General features: G+C 69.0%; 19 protein-coding genes and 1 pseudogene. 11 read left to right on the top strand and 9 right to left on the bottom strand.

Going from position 1 to position 18423, the window contains the following annotated elements; all coding sequences use genetic code 11:
* Window positions 1-131: 131 nt before the first annotated feature.
* The 3 genes from AC57B5_RS17345 to AC57B5_RS17355 all read left to right on the top strand — a co-directional run bounded on the left by AC57B5_RS17345 (window position 132) and on the right by AC57B5_RS17355 (window position 4229).
* Window positions 132-1115, top strand: coding sequence for a cyclase family protein (locus tag AC57B5_RS17345; protein WP_063327484.1), 984 nt, complete (start codon window positions 132-134; stop codon window positions 1113-1115).
* Window positions 1112-2773 carry an AMP-binding protein gene (locus AC57B5_RS17350; protein WP_063327485.1) on the top strand — a complete coding sequence of 554 codons (1662 nt, stop codon included), beginning with the start codon at window positions 1112-1114 and terminating at the stop codon, window positions 2771-2773. The genes AC57B5_RS17345 and AC57B5_RS17350 overlap by 4 nt, the downstream gene beginning before the upstream one ends.
* A gap of 190 nt (window positions 2774-2963) precedes the next feature.
* Window positions 2964-4229 (top strand): TIGR03118 family protein, encoded by a 1266-nt coding sequence (locus AC57B5_RS17355; RefSeq protein ID WP_012202859.1) that lies wholly within the window; start codon window positions 2964-2966, stop codon window positions 4227-4229.
* 2 nt (window positions 4230-4231) lie between these two features.
* On the opposite strand, the gene AC57B5_RS17360 is transcribed toward AC57B5_RS17355, so the two are convergent.
* From AC57B5_RS17360 to AC57B5_RS17375, 4 genes are all read right to left on the bottom strand, one after another.
* Window positions 4232-5050 carry a hypothetical protein gene (locus AC57B5_RS17360; protein WP_012202858.1) on the bottom strand — a complete coding sequence of 273 codons (819 nt, stop codon included), beginning with the start codon at window positions 5048-5050 and terminating at the stop codon, window positions 4232-4234.
* Entirely contained in the window at window positions 5043-6425 is a 1383-nt protein-coding gene (locus tag AC57B5_RS17365; RefSeq protein ID WP_043825414.1) for an aminopeptidase P N-terminal domain-containing protein, read from the bottom strand. The genes AC57B5_RS17360 and AC57B5_RS17365 overlap by 8 nt, the downstream gene beginning before the upstream one ends.
* Before the next feature lie 100 nt (window positions 6426-6525).
* Complete coding sequence (locus AC57B5_RS17370) at window positions 6526-7056, bottom strand: rhodanese family protein (protein WP_496399994.1); 531 nt, start codon at window positions 7054-7056, stop codon at window positions 6526-6528.
* 27 nt (window positions 7057-7083) lie between these two features.
* Window positions 7084-7401 (bottom strand): ArsR/SmtB family transcription factor, encoded by a 318-nt coding sequence (locus AC57B5_RS17375; protein ID WP_012202855.1) that lies wholly within the window; start codon window positions 7399-7401, stop codon window positions 7084-7086.
* A gap of 85 nt (window positions 7402-7486) precedes the next feature.
* Between AC57B5_RS17375 and AC57B5_RS17380 the strand changes: the two are divergent.
* Both AC57B5_RS17380 and AC57B5_RS17385 read left to right on the top strand, forming a co-directional pair.
* Window positions 7487-8382: pseudogene (locus AC57B5_RS17380) on the top strand (MBL fold metallo-hydrolase).
* Window positions 8383-8438: 56 nt separating this feature from the next.
* Entirely contained in the window at window positions 8439-8849 is a 411-nt protein-coding gene (locus AC57B5_RS17385) for an OsmC family protein (protein ID WP_034389837.1), read from the top strand.
* Window positions 8850-8930: 81 nt separating this feature from the next.
* Here AC57B5_RS17385 and AC57B5_RS17390 read toward each other — a convergent pair whose 3' ends face one another.
* Entirely contained in the window at window positions 8931-9227 is a 297-nt protein-coding gene (locus tag AC57B5_RS17390; RefSeq protein ID WP_012202852.1) for a hypothetical protein, read from the bottom strand.
* A gap of 191 nt (window positions 9228-9418) precedes the next feature.
* On the opposite strand from AC57B5_RS17390, the gene AC57B5_RS17395 reads away from it, so the two are divergent.
* Window positions 9419-10372 (top strand): pirin family protein, encoded by a 954-nt coding sequence (locus AC57B5_RS17395; RefSeq protein ID WP_445608455.1) that lies wholly within the window; start codon window positions 9419-9421, stop codon window positions 10370-10372.
* Between the two features lie 101 nt (window positions 10373-10473).
* On the opposite strand, the gene AC57B5_RS17400 is transcribed toward AC57B5_RS17395, so the two are convergent.
* Window positions 10474-10854 carry an HPF/RaiA family ribosome-associated protein gene (locus AC57B5_RS17400; RefSeq protein WP_012202850.1) on the bottom strand — a complete coding sequence of 127 codons (381 nt, stop codon included), beginning with the start codon at window positions 10852-10854 and terminating at the stop codon, window positions 10474-10476.
* Between the two features lie 372 nt (window positions 10855-11226).
* Here AC57B5_RS17400 and AC57B5_RS17405 point away from each other — a divergent pair, with 372 nt between their 5' ends.
* Window positions 11227-12108 carry a gamma-glutamyl-gamma-aminobutyrate hydrolase family protein gene (locus AC57B5_RS17405; protein WP_012202849.1) on the top strand — a complete coding sequence of 294 codons (882 nt, stop codon included), beginning with the start codon at window positions 11227-11229 and terminating at the stop codon, window positions 12106-12108.
* Here AC57B5_RS17405 and AC57B5_RS17410 read toward each other — a convergent pair.
* Window positions 12010-13035 (bottom strand): LysR family transcriptional regulator, encoded by a 1026-nt coding sequence (locus AC57B5_RS17410; RefSeq protein ID WP_496399995.1) that lies wholly within the window; start codon window positions 13033-13035, stop codon window positions 12010-12012. The two genes, AC57B5_RS17405 and AC57B5_RS17410, sit on opposite strands and share 99 nt — an antisense overlap.
* A 76-nt stretch (window positions 13036-13111) precedes the next feature.
* Here AC57B5_RS17410 and AC57B5_RS17415 point away from each other — a divergent pair, with 76 nt between their 5' ends.
* Together AC57B5_RS17415 and AC57B5_RS17420 are read left to right on the top strand one after the other, a co-directional pair.
* Window positions 13112-13453, top strand: a complete 342-nt coding sequence (locus AC57B5_RS17415; RefSeq protein WP_012202847.1) for a protocatechuate 4,5-dioxygenase subunit alpha — start codon at window positions 13112-13114, stop codon at window positions 13451-13453.
* A 47-nt stretch (window positions 13454-13500) separates the two neighbouring features.
* The gene (locus tag AC57B5_RS17420; RefSeq protein ID WP_496399996.1) at window positions 13501-14346 is read left to right on the top strand and encodes a class III extradiol dioxygenase family protein; all 846 of its coding nucleotides are present in this window, start codon (window positions 13501-13503) and stop codon (window positions 14344-14346) included.
* 87 nt (window positions 14347-14433) lie between these two features.
* On the opposite strand, the gene AC57B5_RS17425 is transcribed toward AC57B5_RS17420, so the two are convergent.
* Together AC57B5_RS17425 and AC57B5_RS17430 are read right to left on the bottom strand one after the other, a co-directional pair.
* On the bottom strand, window positions 14434-14904 hold the full coding sequence (locus AC57B5_RS17425) for an FKBP-type peptidyl-prolyl cis-trans isomerase (RefSeq protein WP_034399899.1): 471 nt from the start codon (window positions 14902-14904) through the stop codon (window positions 14434-14436).
* A 111-nt stretch (window positions 14905-15015) separates the two neighbouring features.
* The gene (locus AC57B5_RS17430; RefSeq protein ID WP_013804542.1) at window positions 15016-15918 is read right to left on the bottom strand and encodes a LysR family transcriptional regulator; all 903 of its coding nucleotides are present in this window, start codon (window positions 15916-15918) and stop codon (window positions 15016-15018) included.
* 100 nt (window positions 15919-16018) lie between these two features.
* Between AC57B5_RS17430 and AC57B5_RS17435 the strand changes: the two genes are divergently transcribed.
* The gene (locus tag AC57B5_RS17435; RefSeq protein ID WP_496399997.1) at window positions 16019-17035 is read left to right on the top strand and encodes a Bug family tripartite tricarboxylate transporter substrate binding protein; all 1017 of its coding nucleotides are present in this window, start codon (window positions 16019-16021) and stop codon (window positions 17033-17035) included.
* 16 nt (window positions 17036-17051) lie between these two features.
* Window positions 17052-18422 carry a lyase family protein gene (locus AC57B5_RS17440; RefSeq protein WP_492385948.1) on the top strand — a complete coding sequence of 457 codons (1371 nt, stop codon included), beginning with the start codon at window positions 17052-17054 and terminating at the stop codon, window positions 18420-18422.
* The last annotated feature ends 1 nt before the right edge of the window (window position 18423 follow it).

An 18423-nucleotide genomic window follows, 5' to 3' on the forward strand; every position in this document is an offset into this window, starting at 1 on the left:
TGAAAGCAGTTTTGCCCGGGACGTTCGCAATGCCTGCCGCCCGCGTGTCGAACCCGCGACAGCCTCGCGCCCCTCCTGGCGTTTGAATGCCCTGCGCGCCTTGTTCGACAAACCAACGACAGGAGACAGACATGGGACATGCTCACGACCATGGACATACGCACGACGACGCCCCGCTGATGGAGGATCTGCTCAGGAAGGCCCCCAGCAACTGGGGCCGCTGGGGACCCGACGACGAGGTCGGGGCGCTGAACTTCCTCACGCCCGCCGAGGTGCTGCGCGGCGTGTCCCACATCCGCTCGGGCGAGACCTTCACGCTGCAGCGCCTGATCGGCGACCCGCGCGGCGATCCGGTCTGGCCCGGCCGCACACCGGCCGAGCGCACCATGGTGTTTGACGAGTCCAGCTGGGACGGCCCCGATGCACCCCGGTTCCCCGGCGGCCTGCACTATGCCGATGACAAGCTGGACGCCTTCCTGCAGGGATCGACCCAGTACGACGCGCTGGGCCATGTCTGGTACGGCGGGCGCATCTGGAATGGCTATGACGCACGCACCACCATCGGCGGGCTGGACAAGGCCAGCGTGGAGGCGCTGGGCGCGCGCGGCATCGTGGGGCGCGGCGTGCTGCTGGACATGGCACGCCACCGCGGCAAGGCAGCGCTGGAGCGTGCCGAGACCTTCACGCACGAAGACCTGATGGCCTGCGCCAAGGCCCAGGGGCACACCATAGAAAAGCACGACATCCTGATCGTGCGCACCAATTTCCTGTCGGGCTTCTACGAAGACCAGGCGAGCTTCTACAACGACTTCTGCGAGCCCGGCCTGACCTACTCGCCCGAACTCGTGGACTGGTTCCATGCGATGGAGATCCCCAACCTGGTCACCGACACCATCGCCAACGAAGTCACCATGGACCCCGTGCACGGCGTGGCCCTGCCGCTGCACTGCGCGCTGATGCGCAACCTGGGCGTGACGCTGACCGAGATCTGCGACCTGGAGGCCCTGGCCGACAGCTGCGCGCGCGACGGCCGCTACACCTTTCTGTACGTGGCCGCGCCGCTGAAGATCCACCGCGCCACGGGCTCGCCCGTCAATCCCGTGGTGATCAAATGAGCGCGGCCCCATCGCACGACAGGCCCTGGCTGGGCCTTTACGCGCCGGGCCAGCCGGCCGAGATGCGGCCGCAGTTCAGCAGCATGCTCGACCTGTTCGAAGCCTCGCTGGCTGCGGCACCCGGCTGCGCCATCGTGCGCTACTTCGACGGCGGGCTGAACCTGCGCGAACTCGACCAGGCCGCCAGCGCGCTGGCCCATGCGCTGCAGGCGCGGGGCTTTGCGGCCGGCGACCGGCTGGCCCTCTATACGCAGAACAATCCGGCCTTCGTCATCGGCCTGGTGGCGGCCTGGAAGCTGGGCGGTATCGCCGTGCCGGTCAATCCCATGAACCGGCAGCGCGAGCTGCACTACATCCTGCACAACGCGGGCGCCCAGGCCCTGCTGTGCCTGGACCAGCTGTACCTGGACGTGGCCCGCGAAGTGCATGCGGCCGGCGGCCTGCCGCTGGCCACCGTGGTCACCACATCGGCGCTGGACTGGCAGACGCGCGGCGATGCGCGTGTGCTCGGCGACGGTCCGCGCCTGCCCGTGGCCGATGGCACGCTGGACCTGCTTGCGCTGGTGCAGGCCGGCGGCCAGCCCGCGCCGCTGGCGCGCCGGCCCACGGCGGACGATACGGCCGTGATCACCTACACATCGGGCACCACGGGCCAGCCCAAGGGCGCCATGAACACGCATGGCAACCTGGCCTTCAACGCCCAGACCTACCGCGACTGGATAGGCATCACGGCGGACGACAGCGTGCTGGGCCTGGCGCCGCTGTTCCACATCACCGGCCTGGTCGGCCATGTGGCCCTGGCCCTGCTGGTGCCCTGCCCGCTGGTGCTCAGCCACCGCTTCCATCCCGAGACCATGCTCGAATCCATGCGCGAGCACCGGCCCAGCTTCACCATCGGCGCCATCACCGCCTTCGTGGCGCTGATGAACCACCCGGGCGTCTCGCGCGAGGATTTCCGCAGCTTCAAGGCCTTGTACTCGGGCGGCGCGCCCATTGCGCCGGCCGTGATCCAGGCCTTCGAGCAGCTGTCGGGCCTGGTCATCCACAACGCCTTCGGCATGACCGAGACCTGCTCGCCCACGCACTTCGTTCCGCTGGGCGCGCGGGCGCCGGTGGACCCGGCATCGGGTGCGCTGTCCATCGGCGTGCCGGTCTATGGCACGGTGGTGCGCATCATCGACGACCAGCACCGCGAGGCCGCGCCGGGCGAGATCGGCGAGATCGTCTCGGCCGGCCCGCAGATCATGTCCGGCTACTGGAACCTGCCCGAAGCCACTGCCGACGCCATGTTCGAGGGCGGGCTGCGCACGGGCGACGTGGGCTTCATGGACGAGCGCGGCTGGTTCTACCTGGTGGACCGCAAGAAGGACATGATCAACGCAGCCGGCTACAAGGTCTGGCCGCGCGAGGTCGAGGACGTGCTCTACACCCATCCCGCTGTGCGCGAGGCCGCCGTCATCGGCGTGCCAGACGACTACCGGGGCGAGACCGTCAAGGCCGTGGTCTCGCTGAAAGCGGGCCGGCAGGCCGCGCCCGAGGAACTCATCGCCCATTGCAAGGCACACATGGCCGCCTACAAGGTGCCGCGCATCGTCGAGCTGCGCGAGGAACTGCCCAAGACCGTGACCGGAAAGATTCTGCGCAGGCAGCTGCGCTGAGTCCTCCTGCATCGCTCTGCAGAATCAGACGGGGCCGCATTGACCCGGCAGGCGGCCCCTCTCTAGCATCGCCTGTTCATATCTGCGGCCCCCCGGGTTCGCAGCCAGCAGCCAGAACATCCGGTGCCCCTTGGTTTCGCATGCTCAGCCAACCCGTCCACCGCTTTGCCATGCCACCAGAAAATCCAACATGCTCGACCGGCGACATTTTGTTCTGAGCGCCCTCGCCTCCTCGGCGCTGACCGCCTGCGGCGGCGGCGCACCCGCCAACCGCTACCTCCAGACACCCCTGCTCGCCAGCCATGCTGGCTACGGCGCGCGCTTCACGGAACCCGACTTCGTCAACGGCTGGGGCATTGCCATCCGCCCGGCCGGCGCAGGCGGCCATTTCTGGATTGGCGGCGGTGGCACTTCCTGGCAATTCCTGGGTGACGTCTCGCGCTCGTCCGAGCCAAGCCTGCGCACACTGCGCCAGGACGGCCTTCGCAAGGTGGCCGTGCCCCAGTCGGACTCCCGGATCGACGACGGCAGCGCAGGCAAGGTCACTGGCGTGGTCTACCACGGCGCGCCCCTGGAATCCCACCTGTTCCGCGTGCGCAGCCAGCCCGCAGGCGGGCGCCTGCTCGACGGCGCGGCGCGCTTTGTCTTCGTGACCGACAGCGGCAGCGTCAGCGCCTGGACCGAGCGCGACGCAGAGACGGGCGCCATCGTGCGCGTGGACGGCCCAGCCGTCGAGGTCTTCGATGGCACGGGCCGGGGCATGGCCTTCTTCGGCGCGGCCCTGCATACGGGCCGCTGGGACCGTCTGTGGCTGGCCGATTTCGGCGACCAGCCTCAGATCCGCACACTGGACGCGCAGTGGCAGCTCACCCCCACCCAGGGCTTCGTCAACCCCTTCGCCAGCGGCCCTGCCGGCGTTGCCAGACCTGGCGATCCCGTGCCGTTCAACATCCAGGTTGTCAACGACGGCTCAAGAGACCGCGTCTTCGTGCTCTACGCCATGAGCCAGCCCGACCCCGAGGACGCCAGCGCCTTCTTCGCGGGTGAGGAAGATGCCATGGATGCAGAGCGCGAGGCTGCAACCGGCAACCGCCCCGCGCGCGGCAAGCTGGCCGAGTTCGATCTGGACGGCCGCCTGCAGCGGATCTATTCAGACGATGGCAGGCTCAACGCGCCCTGGGGCGTGGCCATCGCACCGCCCGACTTCGGGCCGCTATCGGGCCGGTTGCTGGTGGGCAACTTCGGCGGCGCGGGCCGCATCTGCGCCTTCGACCTGGACAGCGGCAGCTACGTGGACGAGCTGCGCGATGGCCAGGATCGCCCGGTCGCCATACCGGGCCTGTGGGCGCTGCAGTTCGGCAACGGCGTGGCCCTGGGCGACAGCAACGCCCTGTACTTCGCGGCCGGCCCCAAGGATGAGACCGAAGGCTTGTTCGGCTCGCTGAGGTTTGGCTAGAGTCACACCAGCCCGTGCGAGAGCAGATAGGTGATCGCATGGGCCACCATGGCCGCCTCCAGGCCATAGCGCCAGAACAGGAAGCCGCCCACGGCGCCGTGGACGATTTCGAACAGCAGCAGCTGCAGCACCAGCCCGTCAGACAGGCCGCCCCAGGTACCCCAGGCCAGCGCCAGCTGCAGCAAGCCCCAGAGCAGGGCCGACAGCATCACAGACCACCAGCCCAGCATCCAGCCCGGGCGGCGGTCGGTGCGCCCGCTCAGCCGCCACAGCAGCCACATCACCAGCGTCATGCCGCCCAGGCGCATCACCAGCTCGGCCGTGATGCCCGCGTACAGGATCTTGGCGCCCAGCGGCATGGCGTAGACGGGGTCGATCAGGGTCAGGTCGTCGGGCCAGGCCAGGGCCAGGGTCACCAGCCAGGCCGCGCCGACCACGCCGCCGGCCAGCCCCGGCAACGTAAGGTAGCGCACGGCGCGCTGGGGCGAACGCCCGGCCACCCAGGTGGTCAACAGCGGTGCGGACAGGCCCAGCCTTGGCCCCAGCCACACCCCGACGCCCACGGGCAGGGCCAGCAGCGCGGCCATCACGCCAATGCCGGCGAGCGGCGTGGCCAGCGGCTCCACGGGCAGGCCCAGCAGGCGCATCCAGTCGGGCAGCACGAACCAGGCCATGGCCGCCACGCCGGGCAGGCCCAGCAGCCAGAGCACCGTGAAGATGCGCCAGCTCAGCCGTGGCAGCGCGGGCGGGACATAGGCCGATGGGGCGGGCATGAGGGTGGACACGGGGCCGGTGGTGGGCAGGCTGGCGTTGTCAGTCACGCATCAAGGCTTCTATCTCGTCGGGCTCCACGGGCACGCCGCGCGTGATCAGCTCGCAGCCCGTCTCGGTGACGATGGCATCGTCCTCGATGCGGATGCCGATGTTGTGGAACTGCTCGGGCACGCCGGCCGCAGGGCGTACGTAGATGCCCGGCTCGATGGTGGTGCACATTCCCGGGCGCAGGATGCGGCTGGGGCGGTTGGTGATGGTCTCGCCCGACAGCGGGTCCTTGCGCTCGTGCGACTGGCCCAGCTCCGAGGGCTCCACATAGCTGCCGCAGTCGTGCACGTCCATGCCCAGCCAGTGGCCCGTGCGGTGCATGTAGAACTGGAAGAAGGCGCGCTGCTCGATCACGTCCTGGGCGTTGCCATAGACCTTTCTGTCCAGCAGGCCCAGGTCCAGCATGCCCTGCGCCAGCACGGCCACGGTGGCGTCGTGCGGATCGTTGAAACGCGCGCCGGCGCGCGTGGCCGCCACGGCGGCCTTCTGGCTTTCCAGCACCAGCTCGTAGAGCGCGCGCTGCGGGCCGGTGAAGCGGCCATCGGCGGGGAAGGTGCGCGTGATGTCGCTTGCGTAGCCGTCGAGCTCGCAGCCCGCATCGATCAGCACCAGCTCGCCCGCGTGCACGGGCGCCTTGTCGGCCTGGTAATGCAGCACGCAGGCGTTGGCGCCGGCTGCCACGATGGAGCCGTAGGCCACGTACTGCGAGCCCTGCTGGCGGAATTCATGCAGCAACTCGGCGTCCAGGTGGTATTCGCGCACCTCCTGGCCTGCGCGCAGCATGCGTGCCGAGCGCTGCATGGCGCGGATATGGGCCTGGGCGCTGATGGCGGCGGCGCGGCGCATGATGTCCTGCTCATGCGCGTCCTTGACCAGGCGCATCTCGTCCAGCAGCGTGCACAGGTCGCCCTGCTCGGCCGGGCACAGCGCGCCGAAGCGCACGCGCGCGCGCACCTGGCCCAGCCAGCCTTCCACGCGCACGGCCAGGCCTTCATGCGTGGCGAACGGATACCAGAGGCGGCCCCGGTTCTCCAGCAGGCGGGGCAGGCGCGTATCGATCTCGGCGCTGGAGAACGCCTGGCTCACGCCCAGCGTGGCCACGGCGGCCTCGGGGCCCAGGCGGATGCCGTCCCAGATTTCGCGCTCCAGGTCCTTGGGCTGGCAGAACAGCACGCTGGTGCCGTCGGCGGCCAGCACCAGGCAGGCATTGGGCTCGGCAAAGCCGGTCAGGTAGTAGAAGTAGCTGTCGTGGCGGTACAGGTAGCCGGTGTCCCGGTTGCGCTGGCGCTCGGGAGCGGTGGGAATGATGGCGATGCCGCCAGCGCCCAACTGGGCGGCCAAGCGTGCGCGGCGTTGAGCGTAAACAGATGTCATACAGCTATCGTACTGCCGTCCGGGGTTCTCCACAGTCCCCTGAACAGGGGAACTTGGGGGTCGGACATCAGGCGTCAGGCTGGATTCAGTGCAGGCGCCGTCACTGCCCCAGGGCGCGCCGGTTCCAGGGCGCCTTCATCAGAACGCGCGCCAATCCGCAAAAGCCCGTGGCACCGGCCACGATCAGGCCGCAGCCCACGAAGGCCGACAGCAGGTGCCACCACGGGGACACCGTGGCGCCAAGCACGGCGCCCAGCAGCGCCAGCCCGCCCGCGCCCAGTTGCACCTGGCGCTGCAGCTCCAGCGGCTGGCGGCTGTCGCGCAGCACGGGCAGGCCTTGTGCCTTCCAGGCGTCCAGGCCGCCGTCGAGCACATGGCCGGCACAGCCGGGCGGCAAGGCTGCCGCCAGGGCCTGGGCGTTGAGGCGTGTGCGGTGGCCGGAACGGCAGTGAAACACCACGGCGGCGGGCGCGCCGGCCAGGGCTCCCGCCGTCAGGCGATCCATGGGCAAGCTGCGGGCGCCGCCTATGCGTTCGCGCGCATGTTCGTCCGGCGCGCGGATGTCGATGAGCCAGGCGCCCTGCTCCTGCATCTGGCGGGCGGCTTGGGAGGAGACGGAGGAAAGAGACATGGATCAGCTCCTTGGGAACAGAGGATTTCAGGCGCAGAAGATGCTCTTGAGCGTGGCCACCAGCTTTTGCACATCGGGATTGGCGATGCGGTAGTACAGCGTCTGCGACTCGCGGCGGTAGGCGACCAGACCCTCTTCGCGCATGCGGGCCAGATGCTGGGACAGGGCCGACTGGCTCAGCGGGATCTGCTGCAGCAATTCGCCCACGGACAGCTCGCCATGCTCGATCAGCAGGCACAGCACCAGCAGGCGCCTCTCGTTGCCCACGGCGCGCAGCAGCGCGGCGGCACGTGCAGCGCCCTGCTGCAAAAAGGCCTGTTCGGGAGAGAGCGTCGGTTCGGTCATGGTTGATCAAGAACAATCTAATTTAGTAAATTCTAATATAATTACCGACAGGCTGCACACGAGCCATCGAACCAGGAGTGCCTTCATGACATCACCGCTGCGCATTGCACCGTTCTTCGACGCCAACACCCACACCGTGACCTACCTGGCCTGGGACGCGGACACGGCCGAGGCCGCCGTCATCGACCCCGTGCTCGACTACGACCACGCCAGCGGCCAGGCCCACACCGGCTCGGCCGATGCCGTGCTGGACGCCTCGCAGGCCCTGGGCCTGCGAGTGCGCTGGATTCTGGAACCCATGCCCATGCCGATCACCTCAGCGCAGCCCCGTACCTGCGCGAGCGCACGGGCGCCCCGATTGCCGTGGGCGAGCACATCCGCGAGGTGCAGCGCATCTTCCGCCCCGTCTTCAACCTGCCCGCGTCCGGCGGCGACCAGCCCTTCGACCGGCTGCTGGCCGATGGCGACAGCCTGCCGCTGGGCGGGCTGCGCATCGAGGTGATGCACACGCCCGGCCATACGCCGGCCTGCGTGTCCTACCGCATCGCGGACGCGGTCTTCGTGGGCGATACGCTGTTCATGCCCGACTACGGCACGGCGCGCGCCGACTTCCCCGGCGGCGACGCGGGCACGCTGTTCCGCTCCATCCAGCGCCTGCTGGCCCTGCCGCCCGCAACGCGGTTGTTCATGTGCCATGACTACAAGGCGCCGGGCCGCGACCGCCATGCCTGGGAAACCACGGTGGACGCGCAACGCGCCGGCAATGTGCATGTGCACACGGGCGTGGACGAGGCCAGCTTCGTGGCCATGCGCAACCAGCGAGACGCCACGCTGTCCGCGCCCGCCCTGCTGCTGCCGGCCATCCAGGTCAACATGCACGCAGGCCATTGGCCTGCGGCCGAGGCCAATGGCGTGCACTACCTCAAAATCCCGCTGCGCATGAAGCATCGGCCCCAGGCAGCGGACGCAAAGCAGGCGTAGAGTCGTCCGTTGCCTCTCCCACCCCTCTTGCGACACCCCAGGACAAAGGACTTTCCATGATCCACAGCGCCCACGCCACCAGCACGGACACCCCCTATCGCGTCACGCTTGGCGACCCCCAAGGCCACCGCTGGCATGTGGACGAGCCTGCGGACAAGGGCGGCGGCGACACGGCGCCCAACCCGCTGCAGCTGCTGCTGTCGGCCCTGGGCGCCTGCACCACGGTCACGCTGCAGATGTACGCGGCGCGCAAGCAGTGGAAGCTGGAGCAGGTGGACGTGCAACTGCGCCTGAACCCCGAAGGCACACCCGCCAGCGGCAACCTGATCGAGCGCCAGATCACGCTGCAAGGCGAGTTGGACGACGAGCAGCGCCAGCGCCTGCTGCAGGTGGCCGAGGCCTGCCCCGTGCACAAGCTGCTGGCCGGCGAGGTGCACATCCAGACCGCGCTGCAACTGCCGGCCTGAGCGCGGGCCGGGCCACCATGCAAAAAGCCCTGCAGCTGTCAGGCCGCAGGGCTTTTGGGAGTGGATGGGACATGGCCGGCGTCAGGCTTGGCTGACCTCGATCTCCCCGGTATCGACATAGAGCTCGAACTCGCGCTTGGCCAGCGACACGGTGATCGGCTGCTCGTCCTGGGTCCAGGACAGCACATAGCTTCCGATGGCCGTGGCCACCTGCACACGGGTACCGCGCGGAATGTCTTCCAGGGGGCCGTCGCCTACCCGGTGCTGCACATTGCCGGTGACCGTGGCTTCGAACTTCTCGGGGAATCGCTGGACTTCCACGGCGCTCTGGACCGCCTCTTCAGCGGCTTCGGCTTGCGTCTGTACGGATGTATTCATGGCGTTTTCTCCTGTAAGAGTGAGGCCGGCGCCCGCCAAAATGGCGGGCGCCGGTCCGTTCTTCGAATGTAAACAATGTTCCTGAGAACGCGCTGTCAGCGAACAGGCCCAATCCATGCGAGCCGCGTTTGCCTGCTGCGCCGCCCTGCACGACACTGGTGGCTTCCCCCACGAAACAGGCCGATCCGACCATGTCCGACACGTCCCAGCCCCAGTCCCAGCCCCAGCACCTGCCCACCCGCACCGCCGATGTGGGCGGCATTCCCATCCAGCGCGCCATTCCCCAGCGCGCCCTGCGCAAGGTCGGCGCCTGGTGCTTTCTCGACCACGCCGGTCCTGCCGACCCCGCGCCACCGGGCATGCAGGTCGGCCCGCATCCGCACATCGGCCTGCAGACCTTCACCTGGATGATCCGCGGCGAAGTGCTGCACCGCGACAGCCTGGGCCACACCCAGATCATCCGCCCCGGCCAGGTCAACCTGATGACGGCCGGCCACGGCATCGCCCACTCCGAGGAAAGCCAGACGCCCTCGCACATCCACGCCGCGCAGCTGTGGATTGCGCTGCCCGAGTCGCACCGCAACGGTCCGCCGCGCTTCCAGCACTACCCCGAGCTGCCCAGGACCACGGTGGGCGACTTCACGGCCACGGTGCTGGCCGGCGAAGCGCTGGGCCTGACATCGCCGGCCGAGGTGCACACGCCCCTGATGAGCGTGGACCTGCATGCGGACAGCGCGGGCAATGGCAATGCCGTCGCCACGCTGCCGCTGCGCGCCGATTTCGAGCATGCCGTGCTCAGCCTGGAAGGCAGCGTGAGCGTGAACGGCCAGCCCCTGCCGGTGGAGGAACTGCTCTACCTGCCCCTGGGCACGGCCTCGGTCGCCATCGAGACCACGCCCGGCAGCCGCCTGCTGGTCATTGGCGGCGAGCCCATGGATGAAGCCATCTTGCTGTGGTGGAACTTCGTGGCCCGCACCAGCGAAGAGATCGCCGAGGCCCGCGCGCAATGGGAAGCGGAGGCCGGTCAGAATGCGCAGGCCCTGCCCGCAGGTGCGGCGCGCCGCTTCGGGCCGCCGCTGGCATCGCCCCTGAAGCCGCTGCATGCGCCTTCGCTGGACGGCGTGGTGCTGCGCGCCTCGCGCTGAACGCGCTTGCTGCGGGGATCGACCTGCAGCCATGGCCCTGCCCAACCAAAAGGCGCCCCAAATGGGGCGCCTTGCCGTTTGTGTTGCGGGGATTTCGAGGGTCAGGCCGGGCTGGCCGCATCCACCTCGGTGCCGTCTTCCACGCCGCGAACGCTCTCGCGGCCGTTCTTGTCCTTGAGCTTGCCCAGGTCGGTCTCCACGGCCCGCTTCAGCTTTTCAATGGCCGCGTTGAAGGCATCCTTGACCTTTTCAGCCTCGGCGTTCACGGCGATCGGCGGGCGGCCATTGGCCCGGGTCTCCAGAACGCAGCGCTTGCCGGGAGCGCCGGAGGTCTTGAGCGCATCGACGCCGGTGAGGAAAACCTCCACGCGTACCACGTAGTCCTTGAATCTCGCCAGCTTGGCGTTGATCTCTTCCTGCGCCCATTGCGCCAAGGACTCGCCACCCTGGATCGAATCGTCGGCATGAACCTGAACTTGCATGCATATCCTCCTAGTCGCCAAAAGCCGCACCACCGGCGCGGCGGGGTTGTCGGGGCCATTGATGAACTGGCGAATCCATCGTAACGCCATGCGGGCTGCCTGCACAGCAAGTCGCACCCTGCGTCGTCAGGTTTTTCGCGCTGCAGCATCCGCAGCCCCAACCCCTGCCTACAGGCTACACCCGCGGGCGGGGCGCCTGCACGAATGGACCGAAAAAGCTTGAGATGCCTCAAGACAACTCTTGCATTCACCTACACCTATTTGCAGTGATGGCCCTGCGCCGGTCGCGGGCGTTCAACCCCTTCCTACAGGTCGCAGGCACGATTGGGCTTACAACGTGACCATCAGGACTTTCCCCTTGCCCACCACCCCATGAGCCCACTTGCCTCACGCCGCCTCAAGATCGGCCTTTCGGCCTGTTTCTCCCATGCGGACCCGCAGCGTCCGCTTTTCACGGGCAAGACGCTGCAGTACGTGGAGCAATCGATAGCGCACTGGATCATGTCGGCCGGCGCCATGGTGGTGATGGTGCCCTGCCCCACAGGCGAGACCGCGCGCGGCGACGTGACGCTGGAGCACTATGCCGAGTGGCTGGACGGCGTGGTCATGCACGGCGGCGCCGATGTCTGGCCCGGCAGCTATGGCGAGGAACCCATGCGCCCCGAATGGCTGGGCGACCGCGTGCGCGACCTCTACGACCTGGCCGTGGTCGAGGCGTTTTCCCAGGCCGGCAAGCCCATCTTCGGCGTCTGCCGCGGTCTGCAGCTGATCAACGTGGCCTTCGGCGGAACGCTCTACCAGGACATCGAGACCCAGGTGCCCGGCTCGCAGCTGCACCGCAATCCCACCGAGTACGACCGCCACTACCACGACATCGCCATCGTGCCCGGCAGCCGGCTGGAGGCGCTGTACCCCACGCTGGACCGCGCACGCGTGAACAGCATCCACCACCAGGGCATCAAGGACGTGGCGCCCGAGTTCGATGTGGAGGCCTGGAGCCTGCCCGACCGCATTCCCGAGGCCATCTTCCGCAAGCCCGGCACGCTCAAGAGCTATATCGCGGCCACGCAGTGGCACCCCGAATTCCAGTTCCGCAACCCGGACACCAGCACGCTGGATGACAGCGTGCTGCTGCGCGACTTCCTGGCTGCCTGCTCACGCGCCCGCGTGAGCCCGGCCGTGAGCCACAGCCCCTTCCAGATCCGCAACCGCGCCGCGCGCCTGCTGCGCCGCGCCTTGCTTCGCAGGCATTGACGGCCCGGCGCCTCCAAGCGCCTGCGCCACCACCTGCTGCAACTGCCCGCGCAGCCACGCATGGGCTGGATCGGCCTGGTGGCGCGCGTGCCAGATCATGAACATGGGCAGCGGCGGGCAGTCCACCGGTACGGCAAAGCTGGCCAGCGATGACAGGGCCGTGCGGCCCAGCAGCGACGGCGCCGTCGCCAGCAGCGGCGTGCCGCGCACAAAGGCGGCCAGCGCCGCAAAGCCCGGCACGCGCACGGCAAAGCGGCGCTCCAACCCGCGCGCCTGCAGTTGCAGGTCCAGGTCCAGGTCCAGCGCCTGGCGGTCGGCATAGGCCACGGTGGCGTGGTCGGCCTGCAGATAGTCGGCCAGGCTGGCCGGCGGCTGTCGCACGGCGCTGTCATAGAAGACTGCGTACTCATCGCTGAACAGGCGCTTTTGCACGATGTCCGTGGCATCGGGCGGGCGCGGGCTGATGGCCAGCAGGCAGGCATCCGAGCGCAGCAGTTCGGCATCCGGCGCGCCGCTGTCGATCACGCGCAGCACCGTCCCGGGCGCGGCTGAGCGCAGGCGCCGGGCCAGCGCGGGCAGCAGCAGTTCGCGCTGCAGGTCGTTGGCGGCAATGGTGATCTCGGCACGCCAGTGCGCGGGGTCAAAGCTGGGCCCCTGGCCGAACTGCTGCATCTGCCGCAGCAGCTCGCGCGCCGGGTCCTGCAGCGCCAGCGCATGGGCCGTGGGTGCAATGCCCCGCCCCTGCCGCACGAACAATCGGTCGCCCGTGATGGCGCGCAGCTTGTCCAGCAGATGGCTGACGGCCGATTGCGTCACGCCCAGGCGCTGCGCCGCCGCCGTGACGCTGCCCGTCTCCAGCACGGCCAGCAGCAGTTGCAGCAGCCGGCCGTCCAACTGCGATCCATCGATTTGTCTCATGCATTCCATGATTGGCCGCCGCTTTATCTTTGGCAACGCGGACCGGACACTGCCGCTGATCCAACGCAAATACCGGAGACAAAACATGGCCGATCAGCCGCAGATTCCCGGCACCACGCTGTTCGATGGCAGGCAGGCCCGCAAGGGCTATGCGCTCAACAGCATGTGCTTTTCCTTCAACGAGCTGGCCAACCGCCAGGCCTTCCTGGCCGACGAGGAGGCCTATATGCGCAGCTACGGGCTGAACCAGGAGCAGGCCGATGCCGTGCGCGCGCGCAACGTGCTGCAGATGATCGCGGCCGGCGGCAACGCCTACTACCTGGCCAAGCTGGCCGGCATCTTTCACCTGGACATGCAGGACATAGGCGCCCAGCAGACCGGCATGACCAAGGCCGAATTCCAGGCCCTGCTGCGCTCGCACGCCTGAGCCCCGCCGCAGCCCACACGCAAGACACAGCACAGGAGACACCCACCATGGCACATCTCATCGGCGGCCTCGGCACCTCGCACATTCCCGCCATCGGCAACGCCATCCACAAGGACCTGCAGAACGAGCCCTACTGGAAGCCCTTCTTCGACGGCTTCCCGCCCATCCGCGAATGGCTGGCCGCCCAGCGCCCCGACGTGGTGGTGATGTTCTACAACGACCACGGCCTGAACTTCTTCCTCGACAAGATGCCCACCTTCGCCGTGGGCGCGGCCGAGCGCTACTGCAACGCCGACGAAGGCTGGGGCATTCCCACGCTGGCACCGCTGCGCGGCCACACGGAGCTGTCATGGCACCTGATCGAGTCCCTGGTGGGCGAGGATTTCGACGTGGTCAGCTGCCAGGAAATGCTGGTGGACCACGCCTGCACGCTGCCGCTCAAGCTGTTCTGGCCCGAGGGCGACTGCCCGGTGGCCGTCGTGCCGGTGTGCATCAACACCGTGCAGTTCCCGCTGCCCTCGGCGCGCCGCTGCTATGCGCTGGGCCAGGCCGTGGGCCGGGCCATCGCGCGCTGGAACAGCGACCAGCGCGTGGCCGTCATTGCCTCAGGAGGCCTGTCGCACCAGCTCGATGGCGAGCGCGCGGGCTTCATCAACAAGGCCTTCGACCTGCAGTTCCTTGAAAGCATGGCCACCAATCCCGAATGGGCCACGCAGTTCAGCGTGCATGAACTGGTGGAAAAGACCGGCACCCAGGGCGTGGAACTGCTGATGTGGCTGGCCATGCGCGGCGCCCTGTCCGCGGCTGCGCCCGGCGTGCGCCGCGTGCACGGCAACTACCACATACCGATCTCCAACACCGCCACGGCGCTGCTGGCGCTGGAGGCGGTCTAGTCGGAAAACACAAAGGCCGCCGGGCATGCCCGGCGGCCTTTGTGCTTTGCGGGGCCGTGCGGACCGGGTGTATCCCGGCCCTGCCTCTCAATGGTGGTGGCCGTGGCCGCCGTGCACGTGGCGGTGCTCGATTTCCTCGGGCTTGGCCGCGCGCACTTCAGTCACCTTGCAGGCAAAGTGCAGCGCCATGCCGGCCAGCGGGTGGTTGCCGTCCAGCAGCACCACGGGGCCCTTGATCTTGACCACGTGGTAGATCTGGGGCTGGCCCTGGTCATCGGTGCCGCGCAGCTGGCCGCCGACCTTCACGCCGGGCGGGAACTCGCCCTTGGGGATGGTGCGGGTCAGGCTCTCGTCGCGCGCGCCGAAGGCGTCTTCCACGGCCAGGTCCACGGTCAGCGTGTCGCCCACGGCCTTGCCGTCCAGGGCGGCTTCCACCTTGGCGAAGATGTTGTCGTAGCCGCCGTGCAGATAGGCCACGTCGCCCTTGTCGAGCAGTTTGCCCAGCTTGTCGGTGATCTTGTAGTTGATGGTGACGGCGGTGTCTTTGGTGATGTTCATGGCAAAGGCCTTGGAAAACCGCAGCGCAGAAGGCGCGCCGCGCAAAGCTGCCATTGTCGGCGACCTGGGGCATTCCAGCGTCGCGGCCGTGGGTTCACCGGCCGCCCGACCTCAAGCCAGGCACTCGCGCGCGCATTCGAGCAGGCTGCGCGCCCAGCGCGCGCGGGCCGAGGTGTTGAGCCACAGCAGGCCCACCTTGCGCGCATCGGCGGGGCGGGAGCCGGCGCCGTCCGCAGCAGCGCCCTGCTCCGGCAGCGCCAGCACGCGCACGTCGCGGCCCTGGGAGAGCACGGGGCCTATGTCGGGCACCAGGCCCACGCCCAGGCCCTGGTCCACCATCATGGCCACGGCCAGCACCGAGTTCAGTTCCATGCGCTCCAGCGGCGCAATGCCCTGCGCACGCAGGTAGCGGTCGGCCAGCCGGCCACCGGCCAGGGATCGGTCGTAGCGCACCAGGGGCCGGGTGCGCAGCAGGGCCAGCGGGTCCTGCTGCGCATCGCGGGCGCGGCACAGCACGACCAAAGGCTCCTGGCGCAGCTCGGCCCAGCACACGGTCTTGGGCAGGTCGAACGAGGGTTGCAGGCAGATCAGCACGTCCAGCTCGGACTGGACCAGGGCCGTGTACAGCTCGGGCGTGAGGCCGGCGCGCACGCTGATGCGCACCTCGGCGTGGCGCGCCACGAAGGCCCGCATCACGGCGGGCACAAAGCCGTGCAGCGCCGTGTTCACGGTGCCCAGCCGCAGCTCGCCGCCGTCTGTATCCGAGGCCACCCATTCGCGCAGGCCCTCGAAGTCCTGCAGCAGCTGGCGGCCACGCTCGAACAGCCGCTCGCCCGCCTCGGTGGCGCGCACGCTGCGGCCATGGCGCACCAGCAGCGGCGCCCCCAGCTCGCCTTCCAGCACGCGCATTTGCTGGGCAATGGCCGAGGGGCTCAGATCCAGCTGGCGAGCGGCCTCGGACATGGAGCCGGTGTCCACCACTCTCAAGAAATTGTGTATGTATCTCACGTCCATTTCACACATTTTCTTGAATCACAACGCAGATGCAACTGCTGTTTTCCCAGGCTGCGCTGCACCACACTGCGTGACAACGACTATTTCAGGAGACAGACGCATGGATTCCCGGCCCACCTCTCAAACCGCTCAAGCCTCTCAGACCTCTTTGCCGCGCCGGATGTGGCTGTCCACCGCCGCCGCCGCGCTGGCCGCCTGTGCGCTGCCGGCCTGGGCCCAAAAGCGCGGCAGCCGCCTGGTGGTGCCGTTTGCGCCAGGCGGCGGCAACGATGTGTTTGCGCGGCAGATGGCGCATGGCCTCAACGAGTCCTTCGGCTACGGGATGATCGTGGAGAACAAGGCCGGCGCGGGGGGCAACCTGGGCACGGAAGCCGTGGTGCGTGCGGCCAGCGACGGCAGCACCTGGCTGCTGGGCCACACGGGCACGGTGTCCATCAATCCCTCGCTGTATCCGGGCCTCAAGTTCAATGCGGCCACCGATCTGCAGCCGGTGGCCATGTTCGCCTCGTCGGCCCTGCTGCTGGTGGTGCCGGCTTCCTCGCCCGCGCGCAGCGTGGCCGATCTGGCCGAGCAGATGCGCAAGCGCAGCGGCGAGATGAACTACGCCTCCAGCGGCTCGGGCACGGGCGGCCACCTGACGGGCGAGATGTTCGCCCACGCGCTGGGCGCCAAGGCCATCCACGTGCCGTACAAGGGCACGGCCCCGTCGCTGACCGACCTGGTGGGCGGCAATGTGGACTTCAGTTTTGGCGTGATTCCCGCGGCCATGGCCCTGGTGAAGGCCGGCAAGCTGCGCGCCCTGGCCGTGACCGGCGCCAAACGCCAGCCCCAGCTGCCCGACGTGCCCACGGTGGCCGAGTCCGGCGTGCGTGCGCTGGCCGACTTCGAGAGCTCGCTGACCTACGGCATCCTCGCGCCCAGGGGCACGCCTGCCGAGACGGTGCGCGCGCTGGGGCGCGACATCCTCAAGGTGGCGTCTGCCGAGTCCTTCCAGTCGCGCCTGGGCATCGAGGGCGCCGTGCCGCTGCTGGGCGATGGCGCGCAGTACGCGGCCCGCATCCAGGTGGAGAGCGCCAAGTGGGCGGCCGTGATCAAGGCCTCGGGCGCCACGGCCTGAGACCGGCAAGGACAGCATGTCATTGGTGAAGGACTATCTGGGCCCGGCCGACAGCGGCCACTGGTTTGCAGACGCGCGCTGGCTGGACGCGCTGCTGCGCTTCGAGAGCGCGCTGGCCCAGGCCCAGGCCGACTGCGGCCTGGTGCCGCGCCCGGCCGCCGAGGCCATAGCGCGCGCCTGCGCGCAGGCGCCGCTCACGTGCGAAGGCGTGGTGGAGCAGGCACGCGCCAGCGGCGCGCTGGGCCTGGCCGTGGTGCGGCCGCTGCAGCAGTGGCTGCAGGCCCACGCCCCCGAAGGCCTGCCCTGGCTGCACTGGGGTGCGACCACGCAGGACGCCGTGGACACGGCGCAGGCCCTGCTCACGCAGCAGGCCCTGCAGGCGCTGCTGGCCGAGCTGGACGCGCTGCAGTCCGCACTGCAGGCCCTGGCCCGCACGCACGCGGCCACGCCCATGCTGGCGCGCAGCCTGCTGCAGCCCGCGCAGATCACCAGCTTCGGCTTCAAGTGCGCGCAGTCGGCTGCCGCCGTGGGCCGCAGCATCGAACAGTTTGAAAGGCTTGCCACCGCTGCGCTGTGCGTGCAATTGGGCGGCGCCGTGGGCAATGGCGCCGTGCTGGGAAGCCACCGTGCCGAGGTGGAGCAGGCACTGGCCCGGCGCCTGGGCCTGTCGGCCTGCGGCCGCAGCTGGCATACCCAGCGCGACGACTGGATGCGCCTGGCCATGGAGGCCGCCGTATGCGGCGGCAGCCTGGCCAAGCTGGCCAAGGACTGGTCGCTGATGTCGCAGTACGAGGTGGGCGAGGTCAGCGAGGCGCCGCGCGGCAGCACCTCCAGCGCCATGCCGCACAAGCGCAATCCCGTGCACCTGATGCAGGCAGTGGCACAGGCCCAGGCCATCCCCCAGCTCGCGGCCCTGCTGCTGGGCTGCATGGCCCAGGCCCATGAGCGCGCGCTGGGCGAGTGGCAGGCCGAGGTCGCACACTGGCCCGACCTGTGGCGCCATGTGCATGGAGCCGCCGCCGCATTGCGCCAGGCCGCGCAGTCGCTGCAGGTGCATCCGCAGCGCATGCTGGGCCATGTGCGGGGCCTGCACGGACTGGTGTTTTCAGAGGCCTGCGTGCACGCCATGGCACCCTGGACAGGCAAGCCCGAGGCCCTGGCCGCCGTGGAGCTGCTGGCCCCGCAGGCGCTGGAGCAGGGGCGCGAGCTGCGCCTGCTGCTGGCCGAATGGGCTGCGCCCCGGCTGGACGCAGCGGCCCTGCAGGCGCTGCAAGATGCGCTGGCCCGTGCCTGCGACCCGGCCCGCGCCGTGCAGGCATCGCATGATGCGTGCCTGGCGCTGCTGGCAGCGCCGCAGACCCACGCCAATGCCCATTTCCATGCTTGAC

This window comes from Delftia sp. BGA-UO-ETr-SB1, from assembly GCF_059567865.1.